Here is a 15,272-nt window from a genome sequence, read left to right on the forward strand (position 1 = left end):
GGTAAACGTATTACGTAGAGGATTCAAGATGGCTACTGGAAAGATTATCCAGGTAATCGGCGCCGTAGTGGACGTCGAATTCCCCCAAGACGCTGTACCAAAAGTGTACAACGCCCTTGAGGTTGAAGGCACAGCTTCCAAGCTGGTGCTGGAAGTTCAGCAACAGCTGGGTGGTGGTGTTGTTCGTTGTATCGCAATGGGCTCTTCCGATGGTCTGAGCCGCGGGTTGAAAGTCATCAACCTGGAACACCCAATTGAAGTGCCGGTGGGTAAATCAACTCTGGGCCGTATCATGAACGTATTGGGTGATCCAATCGACATGAAAGGCCCAATCGGTGAAGAAGAGCGTTGGGCAATCCACCGTGAAGCGCCTTCTTACGAAGAGCTTGCCAGCTCGCAAGATTTGTTAGAAACCGGTATCAAAGTCATGGACTTGATCTGCCCGTTCGCTAAGGGCGGTAAAGTGGGTCTGTTCGGCGGTGCGGGTGTGGGTAAAACAGTAAACATGATGGAGCTGATTCGTAACATTGCGATTGAGCACTCAGGTTATTCTGTATTTGCCGGTGTGGGTGAGCGTACTCGTGAGGGTAACGACTTCTACCACGAGATGACTGACTCCAACGTTCTGGACAAAGTTTCCCTGGTTTATGGCCAGATGAATGAGCCACCGGGTAACCGTCTGCGCGTTGCACTGACCGGCCTGACAATGGCGGAGAAATTCCGTGATGAAGGTCGTGACGTACTGTTGTTCATCGATAACATCTATCGTTATACCTTGGCCGGTACGGAAGTATCCGCACTGCTAGGTCGTATGCCATCAGCGGTAGGCTACCAGCCAACGCTGGCAGAAGAGATGGGTGTGTTGCAGGAACGTATTACGTCCACCAAGACGGGTTCAATCACCTCTGTTCAGGCCGTTTACGTGCCAGCGGATGACTTGACTGACCCCTCTCCAGCAACCACCTTTGCTCACTTGGATGCCACCGTCGTTTTGAGCCGTCAAATCGCCTCTCTGGGTATTTACCCGGCGGTTGATCCACTTGACTCCACCAGCCGTCAGCTTGATCCGCTGGTTGTTGGTCAGGAGCATTACGATGTAGCGCGTGGCGTGCAGTCTATTCTGCAACGTTATCAGGAGCTGAAAGACATCATCGCAATCTTGGGTATGGACGAGTTGTCAGAAGATGACAAACTGGTGGTATCCCGTGCGCGTAAAATTCAGCGCTTCCTGTCCCAACCGTTCTTCGTGGCAGAAGTCTTTACCGGTTCACCGGGCAAGTTCGTTTCGCTGAAAGATACCATTCGTGGTTTCAAAGGCATCATGAACGGCGACTATGACCACTTGCCGGAGCAGGCGTTCTACATGGTTGGCACCATTGAAGAAGCAGTGGAAAAAGCCAAGAAACTGTAACGCTGTTGACTGGAGGGTGACATGGCTGCAATGACTTACCATCTGGATGTTGTGAGCGCAGAAGAAAAAAATGTTCTCTGGCGTGGTACAAAAAATTCAGGTGACGGGTAGTGAAGGTGAACTTGGGATTTTCCCAGGTCACGCCCCACTGCTCACTGCCATTAAGCCTGGCATGATACGTATCGTGAAACAGTTCGGTGAGGAAGAGTTTATTTATCTTTCTGGCGGCATCCTTGAGGTGCAACCGAGTGTTGTGATCGTATTGGCAGACACTGCTATTCGTGGAACTGATCTGGACGAAGCTAAGGCGCTGGAATCTAAGCGTAAAGCAGAAGATCATATCAATAACTCCCACGGCGATGTCGACTATGCTCAGGCATCCGCTGAATTGGCGAAGGCGATTGCGAAATTACGCGTAATCGAACTGACCAGGAAGGCGATGTAATTTTATATGAGGTGAGTTTATTTTTTAGGCCGCTGGGTTGTTTGTGTCTGATGAATAAACTCATTGATTTATAATATTATTCTATAAAAACAGAATGCCAGTCAGAATACTGATTGGCATTTTTTTTTACCTATAAGCCAGATAGTGACCTGTTCCCAAAACGGAACTCACCCTTTTTTACCCCTTAATCCGCTTTTACGCTGTTTAGTTAAGCCCCCGCTAAACTATTCAACACGTTTGTTTCTGAAAAATCTTGTTTCTTGTCGTAAAATAAGTGGTTAATAGCGTTAACGAATGAATGTTTTTTTATAAAGAAAGGTCAGAAAACGTCGCCGATCGCCGACACTTTTCACTGCATTTTTTCACTACAGGGCAAGTTGCTACAAGCCTGTAACCACGCGGGTTGCGTAAGTTTTTCGCTGAGAAATATGTAGTAATTATTTCACTAAACAGGTTTACTTCCGTCTATTAAATTGGAGTTATCAGGTTGCTTATGTCTAACAGCTCAATGAGTGTAGTCATCCTTGCCGCAGGTAAGGGGACACGCATGTATTCCGACCTTCCTAAGGTGTTACACCCACTGGCAGGTAAGCCAATGGTTCAGCATGTGATTGATGCGGCCATGAAGCTGGGTGCGCAAAATGTTCATCTGGTTTATGGGCATGGCGGCGAGTTGCTGCAAAAAATATTATCCGATCCCTCCCTTAACTGGGTATTGCAAGCAGAGCAACTGGGTACCGGACACGCAATGCAACAAGCCGCACCGCACTTTGCTGATGATGAAGATGTTTTAATGTTATACGGCGATGTGCCGTTAATCTCTGTAGATACCTTGCAACGCCTGCTAGCAGCCAAACCACAAGGTGGGATTGGTTTATTGACGGTGAAGCTGGATAACCCTAGTGGTTATGGCCGTATTGTGCGTGAAAATGGCGATGTCGTCGGGATTGTTGAGCATAAAGATGCCAGCGATGCGCAGCGTGAGATTAATGAAATCAACACTGGGATTCTGGTGGCTAACGGGCGCGATTTAAAGCGTTGGTTATCACTGCTGGATAACAACAATGCTCAGGGTGAGTTTTATATTACCGATATTATCGCGCTGGCTCATGCCGATGGTAAGAAGATAGCTACGGTGCATCCCGCTCGTCTGAGTGAGGTTGAAGGTGTCAATAACCGGCTGCAATTAGCCGCTCTTGAACGCGTTTATCAGTCAGAGCAAGCTGAGAAACTTTTGCTGGCTGGGGTGATGTTGCTGGACCCCGCGCGCTTTGATTTGCGCGGAGAATTAACACATGGCCGTGACATCACTATTGATACCAATGTCATCATTGAAGGCCATGTGACTTTAGGTGATCGAGTTCGTATTGGAACTGGGTGTGTTCTCAAAAACTGTGTGATTGGTGATGATTCCGAAATCAGCCCATACAGTGTATTAGAAGATTCTCGTTTGGATGCTGGTTGTACTGTTGGGCCATTTGCCCGTCTGCGACCAGGTGCGGAATTAGCTGAAGGCGCGCATGTCGGTAACTTTGTTGAGATCAAGAAAGCCCGCTTGGGTAAAGGCTCTAAAGCGGGTCATCTCTCCTATTTAGGTGATGCTGAAATTGGCTCTGGCGTGAATATCGGCGCAGGGACGATAACATGCAACTATGATGGAGCTAATAAGTTTAAAACGATTATTGGCGACGATGTCTTTGTCGGGTCTGATACTCAACTGGTGGCTCCTGTCACTGTTGCAAACGGCGCGACGATTGCCGCAGGGACAACGGTCACCCGAGATATCGCTGAAAACGAGTTAGTGCTTAGCCGTGTTAAGCAAGTCCATATTCAAGGATGGCAGCGTCCGGTTAAGAAAAAATAATACATAAAACAGTCCCTTCAACGTTAGTTATTCCGCATTGAAGGGATGTTTTGCCCTGAGTTTTCGGCATCTATATTCTTGCTGAGAGCACAGAACAAAACATAATAATCCCCATCTCTACAGGCTCGGGGAACCCGGAACATCCGGAAAATCAGGTCACTGACATCGACAAGGTTCTAAAAGAACCTTATATAGGAATAAAACAGATGTGTGGAATTGTTGGCGCAGTAGCGCAGCGTGATATCGCTGAGATTCTGATCGAAGGTTTACGTCGTCTTGAATACCGTGGCTATGACTCAGCCGGTTTAGCCGTGGTTGATGCTGAAGGTAATCTGACTCGTTTACGTCGCGTGGGTAAAGTACAAGCGCTGTCTGATGCGGCGGAAAACCACGCCTTACACGGCGGTACTGGGATTGCCCATACCCGTTGGGCGACTCATGGTGAGCCATCCGAGGACAATGCGCACCCTCATGTTTCTGACTATATCTCCGTGGTACACAACGGCATCATCGAAAACTACGAACCGTTACGTGAGTTATTGATTGGCCGTGGCTACCGTTTCAGTTCTCAAACTGATACCGAAGTTATTGCTCACTTGGTGCACTGGGAGCAGCAGCAAGGCGGGTCTTTGCTGGACGTGGTTAAGCGTGTGATCCCGCAATTGCGTGGCGCGTACGGCGCTGTGGTGATGGATAGCCGTGACCCAAGCCGCTTGGTCGCTGCTCGTTCTGGTAGCCCGCTGGTGATTGGCTGTGGTGTGGGTGAAAACTTTATCGCCTCCGACCAACTGGCCCTGTTGCCGGTAACCCGTCGCTTTATCTTCCTGGAAGAAGGGGATGTGGTTGAAGTGACTCGCCGTAGCATCGCCATTTTTGATAAGCAGGGCAATGCGATTGAGCGCCCTGAAATCGAATCTCAGGTGCAATACGATGCCGGTGATAAAGGTATTTACCGCCATTACATGCAGAAAGAGATTTATGAACAACCAATGGCGATTAAGAATACGCTGGAAGGGCGTTTAAACCACGGGGCGATTGATTTGTCGGAGCTTGGCCCTAAGGCTGATGCTCTGCTGGCGGATGTGCAACATATCCAAATCATAGCCTGCGGTACGTCTTACAACTCAGGTATGGTTTCACGCTATTGGTTTGAGTCATTAGCCGGTGTGCCTTGTGACGTAGAAATCGCCTCTGAATTCCGCTACCGCAAATCTGCTGTGCGCCCTAATAGCCTGCTTATCACCTTGTCACAATCGGGTGAAACTGCCGATACCTTAGCTGCTCTGCGTTTATCCAAAGAGTTAGGATACTTAGGTTCGCTGGCCATTTGTAACGTCGCCGGTTCTTCACTGGTGCGTGAATCAGACTTGGCCTTAATGACCAAAGCCGGTACAGAGATTGGTGTGGCCTCAACCAAAGCTTTTACCACTCAACTTGCAGTTTTACTGATGCTGGTGGGGCGTATTGGGAAGCTAAAAGGGGCGGATGCTAGCCTGGAGCACGACATTGTTCATGCATTACAGGCACTGCCTGCGCGCATTGAGCAGATGCTGTCTCTGGATAAAACCATTGAAGCGCTGGCTGAAGGTTTCTCTGATAAGCACAATGCATTGTTCCTTGGTCGTGGTGATCAATACCCGATTGCGATGGAAGGTGCGCTGAAACTGAAAGAGATCTCTTATATTCATGCCGAAGCTTATGCAGCGGGTGAATTAAAACACGGCCCATTGGCATTGATTGATGCAGACATGCCGGTCATCGTAGTTGCACCCAATAACGAATTGTTGGAAAAACTGAAATCCAACATCGAAGAAGTGCGCGCCCGTGGCGGTTTACTGTATGTATTCGCTGATCAAGATGCAGGTTTCACTGATAGCGAAGGTATGAAAATCATTCAGTTACCACATGTAGAAGAGATTATTGCCCCTATCTTCTACACCGTGCCGCTACAGTTGCTGTCTTACCATGTCGCGCTTATCAAAGGTACGGATGTGGATCAGCCACGTAACTTGGCAAAATCGGTCACAGTTGAATAATTCAGTTTCACTTAGTTAATCGTCATAGGGTGAGTCCCTTGTGCCATGTAAAAGCCCATCATGTTATTGATGGGCTTTTACTGTCTTAACATCGACACTGACAGAAGCGGAGCAACCGTCCGGGTTAATAAAATGTGGTCTTCCAAGTGTTTATCTTCTTAACCATATATATAATATGGTTAAATTAGCTTCTGTTGCTCTACGATTTTTATTAAATTCGAGATTGCTATTCACTTATGTGATGTTGGGTTGAGTCATCTTTTGGCCAAGGTCTTTCACTTGATTTTGGTTCCGGTGTTATGATTTTGGTAGAAAAAACAAGGCTATCTAATTCATGTAACGCCGAAAATTTATTTTTAAAGCTCCATGATTTTTGATTGTTCAACATATCCTTAAGGTTATTCACCTTATTTAATGAACTATCTTTTTCCTCAATTGAGTTGAATGATATTGGCGTATTATTTATACGTAAAACAGTAAGTTGCTGTCTTAATTCCTTTATAGCATCCATTTTTATCTTATTATTACTTTTTGCTGATGTATATAGTGGATCTATTATTTTCGATATTAATATACTTGCTGAAGCCGTATTGATCAAAGCGCTCATTGTTTAATCCTATGATTGGTTGTATAGGTAAACGATTGTCTTACTATAATTAATTGTATTCTTTTATAAAACGCTTCTGATGGTTCAGTCGGTCATTTATTACTTTTCTCTGACCTATTTCTGTAACTGTCATATAACTGTCATATTTCGTACATTTTTCTGTCATTAAACTGTCCTATTTTCTCTCCTGCACCATACTTAATCTGATGAAAAATTTTAGAGTTAATTCTAATATCCCATTAGGAGGGATTATGAAACTGATGCGTACCACCGTAGCCAGCATTGTGGCAGCGACTTTATCTATGACCACTGTGTCCGCGTTCGCTGCTGCTAGCCTGACAGGTGCAGGTGCGACATTCCCCGCGCCGGTGTATGCCAAGTGGGCAGATTCTTATCAGAAAGAAACAGGTAACAAAGTTAACTATCAAGGGATCGGTTCTTCAGGTGGCGTGAAACAAATTATTGCCAATACTGTGGATTTCGGTGCTTCTGATGCGCCATTGACCGACGAAAAACTGGCTGCTGATGGCCTGTTCCAATTTCCGACGGTGATTGGTGGTGTGGTATTAGCGGTGAATATCCCAGGTATTAAGTCCGGTGAGCTGACCTTAGACGGTAAAATACTGGGTGATATTTATCTGGGCAATGTGAAAAAATGGAATGACCCGGCGATTGTGAAGCTGAATCCGGGCGTAAAATTGCCAGATCAAAATATTGCCGTGGTGCGCCGCGCTGACGGTTCAGGTACTTCATTCGTATTCACCAGCTATCTGGCTAAAGTGAATGCGCAGTGGAAAGAGAAAGTGGGTGCGGGTTCTACAGTCAACTGGCCAACCGGTTTGGGTGGCAAAGGTAATGACGGTATCGCCGCATTTGTACAGCGTCTACCAGGCTCCATTGGCTATGTAGAATACGCTTACGCCAAACAAAATAACCTGGCTTACACCAAACTGGTTTCAGCTGATGGCAAACCGGTCAGCCCAACAGAGCAAAGCTTTAGCGCTGCGGCTAAAGGTGTGGACTGGAGTAAAACCTTCGCGCAAGACTTAACCAATCAGCAAGGTGATGATGTGTGGCCAATCACCTCTACCACCTTTATTCTGGTGCATAAAGAACAGAAAAATGCGGATAAAGGTACTGAAGTCCTGAAGTTCTTTGATTGGGCATACAAAAATGGCGCTGAACAAGCCAGTGCTCTGGACTACGCCACATTACCAAAAGAAGTGGTTGAGCAGGTTCGAGCTGCCTGGAAAACTCAGATTAAAGACAACAGCGGTAAGCCAATCTTCTGATTTACGGGCAAGCTGTGATTTATAAAATATTGATTCAATATATGCCCTAAATAATTCGAGTTGTGGGAAAGCGGCAACTGAGCAAATCCCCAGGAGCTTACTCAAGTAAGTGACTGGGGTGAGCGAAAGCAGCCAACGGACATGCAGCTTGAAGTATGACGGTAGGATGAGAAGAGAGTCTATGGCTGCGAATAAGCCGACTACCAAAGCACCGAGTAAATACGGTGACATCATTTTCAGTGCGCTGGTTAAACTGGCTGCGCTGATTACGCTATTTCTGCTAGGTGGCATTATCATCTCATTGATTGTTGCTTCCTGGCCAAGCATTGAGAAATTTGGTTGGGCCTTCCTGTGGACCAAAGAGTGGGATGCCCCGGCTGAACAGTTTGGCGCATTAGTGCCGATTTACGGCACCATTGTCACTTCTGTTATCGCGCTGCTTATTGCCGTTCCGGTCAGTTTTGGTATTGCCCTGTTTCTGACTGAACTGGCCCCTAACTGGCTAAAACGCCCGCTGGGTGTTGCGATTGAATTGCTGGCCGCTATCCCAAGTATTGTTTACGGGATGTGGGGGCTTTTCGTCTTCGCTCCACTGTTTGCCCGCTATTTCCAAGAACCGGTTGGTAACGTGATGTCTGGCATCCCGATTGTTGGTGTGCTGTTCTCCGGCCCGGCATTCGGTATCGGTATTCTGGCTGCTGGCATCATTCTGGCAATCATGATTATTCCTTACATTGCAGCGGTGATGCGCGATGTATTTGAACAAACGCCGGTAATGATGAAAGAGTCAGCCTACGGTATCGGCTGCACCACCTGGGAAGTGATCTGGCGTATTGTGCTGCCTTACACCAAAAATGGTGTTATCGGCGGCGTGATGTTGGGGTTGGGTCGCGCTTTGGGTGAAACGATGGCGGTGACCTTTATCATCGGTAATACCTACCAGCTCGACAGCTTCTCGCTGTTTATGCCGGGCAACAGTATTACCTCTGCGCTGGCGAATGAGTTTGCTGAAGCGGAATCTGGTTTACATACCGCAGCATTGATGGAATTGGGGTTAATCCTGTTCGTTATCACCTTTATCGTGCTGGCAATATCAAAGTTAATGATTTTGCGTCTGGCTAAGAAAGAGGGGCGCTAAGATGGCGACTATGGATATGCAAAGTGATGCAACGCTGCTGGAAACCCGCCGTAAAAAGCAAGCATGGCGTCGCCAAAAGAACCGTATCGCCTTGATACTTTCAATGGTAACGATGGCGTTCGGCCTGTTCTGGTTAGTGTGGATTTTATTTTCTACCGTCACCAAAGGTATCGACGGTATGTCTTTGGCGCTGTTTACCGAGATGACACCGCCACCTAATACCGCGGGTGGTGGCTTGGCAAACGCCATTGCGGGCAGTGGTTTGTTAATCTTATGGGCAACCGTCATCGGTACGCCACTGGGTATCATGGCGGGGATTTATCTGGCGGAATATGGCCGTAAATCCTGGCTGGCGGAAATTACCCGCTTTATTAATGACATCTTGTTATCAGCACCATCTATCGTTGTCGGCTTGTTTGTTTACACCATCGTGGTTACCAAGATGGAGCACTTCTCCGGTTGGGCTGGGGTGATTGCATTGGCATTGTTACAAGTGCCGATTGTTATCCGTACCACCGAAAATATGCTGAAACTGGTGCCTGATAGCCTGCGTGAAGCGGCTTATGCACTGGGAACACCGAAATGGCGCATGATATCGGCTATTACGCTAAAAGCGTCTATCTCCGGTATTTTGACCGGTATTTTGCTGGCGGTGGCACGTATTGCCGGTGAAACGGCACCGCTGCTGTTTACCTCGCTCTCCAATCAGTTCTGGAGCACCGACCTGAGTCAGCCTATCGCCAACTTGCCAGTCACCATCTTTAAATTTGCCATGAGTCCGTTTGCCGAATGGCAGCAACTGGCTTGGGCCGGGGTGCTGTTGATAACCCTGTGTGTTCTGTTACTGAATATTCTGGCTCGGGTTATTTTCGCAAAGAAAAAGTATTGATCGGCTGAAAAAAAACAGCGATTAGCGCAGAAGATACTGATTGTCAACAAATTTCAAAATGCGGCTACGGCGGCATTGGCTAAAAGAGAGAAGTCTTGATGAGTATGGCTACTGACATCAACAACAGCAAAATCCAGGTTCGTGATCTGAACTTCTACTATGGCAAATTCCATGCGCTGAAGAATATTTCGCTGGATATTGCCAAAAATCAGGTCACCGCATTCATCGGGCCATCGGGGTGCGGTAAATCTACGTTGCTGCGTACATTCAATAAAATGTATCAGTTGTATCCGGATCAGCGTGCGGAAGGCGATATTTTACTGGATGGGAAAAATATCCTGACCGATAAACAAGATATTGCATTACTACGGGCCAAAGTGGGCATGGTTTTCCAAAAACCGACGCCATTCCCGATGTCTATTTACGATAACATCGCTTTTGGCGTTAAGTTGTTTGAGAATTTGTCTCGCGCTGATATGGACGAACGCGTGCAATGGGCATTGACCAAAGCGGCTTTGTGGAATGAAACCAAAGATAAGCTGCATCAGAGCGGTTATAGCTTGTCGGGTGGGCAGCAGCAGCGCCTGTGTATTGCTCGTGGTATTGCTATCCGCCCGGATGTATTGCTGCTTGATGAGCCTTGTTCGGCACTTGATCCTATCTCGACTGGTCGTATTGAAGAGCTAATCAGCGAGTTGAAGTCAGACTACACCGTGGTGATTGTGACGCACAATATGCAACAAGCGGCCCGCTGTTCAGATCACACTGCATTTATGTATCTGGGCGAGTTAATTGAATACAGTGATACCGATACCCTGTTTACCGCGCCACAGCAGAAACAGACGGAAGATTATATTACTGGTCGTTATGGCTGAAGGGCCTATCCCCGTCATACTTCAAGCTGCATGTGCGTTGGCTGCTTTCGTTACTCGGCCCGTCCATGGGCCTCGCAAGGCGAGGCCGCTGCAAACAGCGTTCAAATCTGCTCCCGGCAGACTTGTCACCCCAGTCACTTACTTGAGTAAGCTCCTGGGGATTATGAGCCTCTAATGAGACTCACCCTGCGGGCCAGCGCAAGCGCTGTTCAACATGGCTTCAACCAAGTTGTCGCTCGCTTGCCGCCTTGATGCAATTAGAATTATGTAGGGTATACATCAATTTCGCCTACTTACACGTACGGGAAGTATTATGGATAACTTGAATCTGAATAAACATATTTCCGGCCAGTTCAATGCGGAACTTGAACATATCCGCACCCAAGTGCTAACGATGGGCGGGTTGGTGGAACAACAACTGTCTGACGCGATCACCGCGATGCATAATCAGGACGGTGAGTTGGCGAAACAGGTCATTGCCGGTGATAAAAAGGTCAATATGATGGAAGTGGCGATTGATGAAGCCTGCGTGCGCATCATTGCCAAACGTCAGCCAACGGCCAGTGATTTGCGTTTGGTGATGGCGATTATCAAGACCATTTCTGAGCTGGAGCGCATTGGTGATGTGGCGGATAAAATCTGCCGTACCGCGCTGGAGAAGTTCTCTCATCAGCATCAGCCCTTGCTGGTTAGCCTGGAGTCTTTGGGCCGCCACACGGTGCAGATGCTGCATGATGTGCTGGACGCCTTTGCCCGCATGGATTTGGACGAAGCTATCCGCATCTATCGTGAAGATAAGAAGGTCGATCAGGAATATGAAGGCATCGTGCGCCAATTGATGACCTATATGATGGAAGATCCGCGAACTATTCCCAGTGTGCTGACGGCGCTATTTTGCGCGCGTTCCATTGAGCGTATCGGCGATCGCTGCCAGAATATCTGTGAATTTATCTTTTATTTCGTCAAAGGGCAGGATTTCCGCCATCTGGGTGGCGATGATTTAGAAAATCTGCTTTCCAATAAGACTGAAAAATAACTTCTTCTACCCCAATCATACCGAAGGTTAAGGTGTGATTGGGGGCGGTTTGCGTGTTTCCCCCTCTCCTTTGCACCGACCTTCCTTAAATAGTTATTTATTATCAATATAATGAGACTCATTCACTGAGACTAATTAGTTATAAATATAGTGTTTTATATTATTTCCTGACCTAACGGCAAATTGATAGTTTATCGATATCGCAAGACCTCAATTACCTTAGGAGCTTTCTATGAAGCCGTCTCTTTCCACTCAAAAAAGCACAATCGTATTAACGCTGCTAGCGTGCCTGGCTACGCTTTCTGGCGCAGCTCATGCTGATAAACTGGACGATATCAAGCAAGCTGGTGTGGTGCGAATTGCTGTTTTTGACAGTAACCCACCGTTTGGTTATATCGATCCGCAGACTAAAAAACTGGTGGGATATGACGTGGATATCGCCAATGCTATCGCCCAGGATTTAGGGGTTAAAGTGGAGCTGCGGGCAACCAATCCGGCTAACCGTATACCGCTGCTGATATCCAAAAAAGTGGATTTGATTGCTGCCAACTTCACCATTACTGACGATCGCGCTAAAGAAGTGAACTTCAGCTTGCCGTACTTCGCCACCGGCCAGAAATTTATTGCGCATAAAGGCGTGTTAAAAACGCCAGAAGATATCGGTAAATTACGCATCGGTGCTGATAAAGGAACCGTTCAGGAAATTACCCTGCGTGAGCATTATCCAACCGCGAAAGTCATTTCCTACGATGATACCCCAGTAGCATTTACCGCTCTGCGCAATGGCAATGTTCAAGCTATCACGCAAGATGATGCAAAACTCGTCGGTCTGTTGGGTAACCTGCCTGCGGCTCAAAAAGCAGATTTTGAAATCTCACCCTTTAGCATTACCAAAGAGTATCAAGGTGTGGGTATCCCTAAAGGCGAAGATCGTTTAACCACCCAAGTGAATGAAACCCTGGTTAAACTGGAAAAAGATGGCGAAGCGGCGAAAATTTATAACCGCTGGTTCGGGCCGGAAACCAATTCAGCCCAGCCGCGTGGTGAGTTTAAGTTTGCGCCATTAGATCAACAGCCTAAAGCCTAATATATCCTTCGTCCTTGAGTTGTTGGGGTGTTAGCTGCGCGTGTTACTCGGCCCATCCATGGGCCTCGCCTCTGCGAGGCCGCTGCAAGCAGCGTTCAAATCTGCTCCCGACAGATTTGTCCCCCGAATCACTTACTGGTTTTGACTTAAAATAAGTAAGCTCATCGTGATTCGTTTGCAGGCGGCCTACCTGCAACTCCAATGACTTCGGCTATAAGGTTATGACTCATAGGTATCTAATAGTAAAAAATGGATTTTATTGTATGCCTAAAAAACACTCTATTAAGGTGTCAAGCAGAGATAGGCCTAAAATCCTATGAATCTACATCACCTCACTGATTGGCTGCTGGCTCCGCAATATCTCGGCTGGTTGTGGCACGGTTTTCTACTGACGTTGTGGATTTCTGCCTGCACAGTGGTGGCCTCGACATTGTTAGGTTTTTTGCTGGCAGCCGCCAGAGACAGTGAACTCAACGGGCTGCAATGGCTTGCGATAGGTTACAGCACGCTATTTCGCAACACGCCGCTGCTGATCCAACTGTTCTTTTGGTATTTCGCTGCCAGCCAGTTACTGCCCGCATCCTGGATACCCTGGCTTAATACTCCCCATGAGATAACATTTTTCGGGTTAACCCTCGGCTGGCCTTCTTTTGAATTCTTGGCCGGTTTTATCGGGTTGACCTGTTATTCCACGGCATTTATTGCTGAAGAGTTGCGCGCGGGGATAAGCGGGGTGGCGAAGGGGCAAAAGTATGCTGCCCATGCATTGGGGTTGACGGGATGGCAGGCCATGCGCCATGTGGTGTTGCCGCAGGCGTTGAAGATAGCGATGCCGCCGTTACTGGGCCAATATATGAATATTATTAAAAACTCGTCGTTAGCAATGGCTATTGGGGTGGCTGAGCTTTCTTATGCCTCTCGTCAGGTTGAAACCGAAACGCTAAGAACATTTCAGGCTTTTGGTGTCGCGACGGTGTTGTATATCGCGATTATTGCGTTGATTGAGGCTTGGGGCATGTGGCGTCAGCAGCGAACCGCTGCTAAGGGGTTCTGAGATGGATTTTACCATTATCGCCGATAACTGGACTTATCTGTTGTGGGGCACTTTTCCTGATGGCCCATTAGGTGGGGCGGCATTAACGTTGCTGATCAGCCTGTTGGCTGGGGTGGCTTCGGCAATCTTAGGCACGGCGCTGGGCGTGGCGTTGGCGATGTCCCGTGGTGTTTGGGCGGGGGTTTTGGCGGCAGTTTTAGGGTTTTTCCGCGCTATTCCTGTGATTATGTTGATTTTCTGGACTTACTTCCTGCTACCGATGGTATTTGGTGTGGATATTCCGGAAATCACCACGGTGGTGTGCGCATTGGCACTGATTGCATCGGCGTATTTGGCTCATGCGGTGAAAGCGGGAATTATCGCCATCGGTGCAGGTCAGTGGCAGGCGGGTTTGTCATTGGGGTTCAATCGCTGGCAGGTTTTGTGGTTTGTTGTTTTACCACAAGCCTTACGTATGATGGTGCCATCCTTTATTAATCAATGGATTTCATTGATAAAGGATACCTCATTGGCTTATATCGTTGGGGTGAATGAACTGACATTTTTGGCCACTCAGGTTAATAACCGTAGCATGGTTTATCCGATGGAAGTGTTCTTGTTTGTCGCGTTGGTTTATTTTGTTTTATGTCTGACGCTGGACTTGCTGGCAAATGGCCTTAATCGCCGTTTCAGCCCGAAAAATACCATTAAAAATCAAAGCGCCATTAAACGGTCATGGCGCTGGTGGCGTAATAAACCTGCATTATCGGTAAGTTAATTACGCGTGATCTGCCAACCTCTGTCACGCCATAAATCGGGCAGCTGATGCATATCATCAAACATAGTGACCAACGGGTGGTGAATGGGCGGGTTATGCGGGTCGGCGCAGTAGTAATACACCGGTATCCCTGCGGCTATTCCGGCATGGGTGCCGGCGGCAGAGTCTTCAACTAAAATGCAGTGCTCGGCCGCGACATGCATCTCTTTTGCCGCATGATAAATTAGTGCCGGATCAGGCTTCCAGCGCTGAATGTCATAGCCACTATAGAGGCGGGTATCAAAGAATGATAGCAACCCGGTCAGGCCAAGAGAGTGCTGCATTTTGCTCACCGGCCCGTTAGAGACAACGCAGACCGGCACGGTGATGTGCTCCAACAGCGCTTTTACGCCATCAATAGGCTGCAATTCGGCATCGAATAAACGAGCGACCTCGGCGCGGTAGAGTTTTTCCAGAGCTGCTATTGATTCATCCAGACCATTTTCTTGACTGACCAACGCGACTATTTCATTCAGTTTCACCCCTTTAAAACGCTTAATCATCTCTTCCAGCGACAGGTGAATACCGTAATGGGCAAACATCACCACGTATGCCTGGCAGCACAGGACCTCGCTGTCTACCAGGGTGCCGTCGCAATCGAACATGACACATTCAATTTGGTTCACTCAATTCTCCTTTTAACCATACCGTTTGTCTTTCATCCCACTTTAATCATCCTGAGTAAGAATGCGATGTTTAATGACCAGTTTAGTAACATCATTAATATCAACTGAATAAAATT

13 protein-coding genes and 1 pseudogene are annotated in these 15,272 nt (G+C 47.6%); 12 read left to right on the plus strand and 2 right to left on the minus strand.

What is annotated here, in order from left to right; genetic code table 11:
• The first annotated feature begins 28 nt into the window (after nucleotides 1-28).
• The 4 genes and pseudogenes from atpD to glmS all read left to right on the plus strand — a co-directional run bounded on the left by atpD (nucleotide 29) and on the right by glmS (nucleotide 5,756).
• The gene (gene atpD / locus YALDO0001_RS13100) at nucleotides 29-1,411 is read left to right on the plus strand and encodes a F0F1 ATP synthase subunit beta (RefSeq protein ID WP_042547347.1); all 1,383 of its coding nucleotides are present in this window, start codon (nucleotides 29-31) and stop codon (nucleotides 1,409-1,411) included.
• A gap of 21 nt (nucleotides 1,412-1,432) precedes the next feature.
• A pseudogene (locus YALDO0001_RS13105) lies at nucleotides 1,433-1,856 on the plus strand (F0F1 ATP synthase subunit epsilon).
• A gap of 493 nt (nucleotides 1,857-2,349) precedes the next feature.
• Complete coding sequence (gene glmU / locus YALDO0001_RS13110) at nucleotides 2,350-3,720, plus strand: bifunctional UDP-N-acetylglucosamine diphosphorylase/glucosamine-1-phosphate N-acetyltransferase GlmU (protein WP_042840031.1); 1,371 nt, start codon at nucleotides 2,350-2,352, stop codon at nucleotides 3,718-3,720.
• 206 nt (nucleotides 3,721-3,926) lie between these two features.
• On the plus strand, nucleotides 3,927-5,756 hold the full coding sequence (gene glmS, locus YALDO0001_RS13115) for a glutamine--fructose-6-phosphate transaminase (isomerizing) (RefSeq protein WP_004703881.1): 1,830 nt from the start codon (nucleotides 3,927-3,929) through the stop codon (nucleotides 5,754-5,756).
• Nucleotides 5,757-5,982: 226 nt separating this feature from the next.
• Here glmS and YALDO0001_RS13120 read toward each other — a convergent pair whose 3' ends face one another.
• The gene (locus YALDO0001_RS13120) at nucleotides 5,983-6,363 is read right to left on the minus strand and encodes a hypothetical protein (protein ID WP_042840033.1); all 381 of its coding nucleotides are present in this window, start codon (nucleotides 6,361-6,363) and stop codon (nucleotides 5,983-5,985) included.
• 251 nt (nucleotides 6,364-6,614) lie between these two features.
• On the opposite strand from YALDO0001_RS13120, the gene pstS reads away from it, so the two are divergent.
• The 8 genes from pstS to YALDO0001_RS13160 all read left to right on the plus strand — a co-directional run bounded on the left by pstS (nucleotide 6,615) and on the right by YALDO0001_RS13160 (nucleotide 14,491).
• Nucleotides 6,615-7,655: a phosphate ABC transporter substrate-binding protein PstS gene (gene pstS / locus YALDO0001_RS13125; protein ID WP_004703883.1), complete on the plus strand. Its 1,041-nt coding sequence runs from the start codon at nucleotides 6,615-6,617 to the stop codon at nucleotides 7,653-7,655.
• Nucleotides 7,656-7,836: 181 nt separating this feature from the next.
• Nucleotides 7,837-8,793 carry a phosphate ABC transporter permease PstC gene (gene pstC, locus YALDO0001_RS13130; RefSeq protein ID WP_004703884.1) on the plus strand — a complete coding sequence of 319 codons (957 nt, stop codon included), beginning with the start codon at nucleotides 7,837-7,839 and terminating at the stop codon, nucleotides 8,791-8,793.
• 1 nt (nucleotide 8,794) lies between these two features.
• Nucleotides 8,795-9,682, plus strand: a complete 888-nt coding sequence (gene pstA, locus YALDO0001_RS13135; protein WP_042547350.1) for a phosphate ABC transporter permease PstA — start codon at nucleotides 8,795-8,797, stop codon at nucleotides 9,680-9,682.
• A gap of 98 nt (nucleotides 9,683-9,780) precedes the next feature.
• Nucleotides 9,781-10,557, plus strand: coding sequence for a phosphate ABC transporter ATP-binding protein PstB (gene pstB, locus YALDO0001_RS13140; RefSeq protein WP_004703886.1), 777 nt, complete (start codon nucleotides 9,781-9,783; stop codon nucleotides 10,555-10,557).
• A gap of 313 nt (nucleotides 10,558-10,870) precedes the next feature.
• Nucleotides 10,871-11,593: a phosphate signaling complex protein PhoU gene (gene phoU / locus YALDO0001_RS13145; protein WP_004703887.1), complete on the plus strand. Its 723-nt coding sequence runs from the start codon at nucleotides 10,871-10,873 to the stop codon at nucleotides 11,591-11,593.
• Nucleotides 11,594-11,825: 232 nt separating this feature from the next.
• The gene (locus YALDO0001_RS13150; protein ID WP_004703888.1) at nucleotides 11,826-12,680 is read left to right on the plus strand and encodes an ABC transporter substrate-binding protein; all 855 of its coding nucleotides are present in this window, start codon (nucleotides 11,826-11,828) and stop codon (nucleotides 12,678-12,680) included.
• 316 nt (nucleotides 12,681-12,996) lie between these two features.
• Nucleotides 12,997-13,734: an amino acid ABC transporter permease gene (locus YALDO0001_RS13155; protein ID WP_004703889.1), complete on the plus strand. Its 738-nt coding sequence runs from the start codon at nucleotides 12,997-12,999 to the stop codon at nucleotides 13,732-13,734.
• Between the two features lies 1 nt (nucleotide 13,735).
• Nucleotides 13,736-14,491 (plus strand): amino acid ABC transporter permease, encoded by a 756-nt coding sequence (locus tag YALDO0001_RS13160; RefSeq protein ID WP_004703890.1) that lies wholly within the window; start codon nucleotides 13,736-13,738, stop codon nucleotides 14,489-14,491.
• Here YALDO0001_RS13160 and yieH read toward each other — a convergent pair.
• On the minus strand, nucleotides 14,488-15,156 hold the full coding sequence (gene yieH, locus YALDO0001_RS13165) for a 6-phosphogluconate phosphatase (RefSeq protein ID WP_042840034.1): 669 nt from the start codon (nucleotides 15,154-15,156) through the stop codon (nucleotides 14,488-14,490). The two genes, YALDO0001_RS13160 and yieH, sit on opposite strands and share 4 nt — an antisense overlap.
• Between the last annotated feature and the right edge of the window lie 116 nt (nucleotides 15,157-15,272).

The sequence above is a fragment of the Yersinia aldovae ATCC 35236 genome (assembly GCF_000173735.1).
Lineage (GTDB): Bacteria > Pseudomonadota > Gammaproteobacteria > Enterobacterales > Enterobacteriaceae > Yersinia > Yersinia aldovae.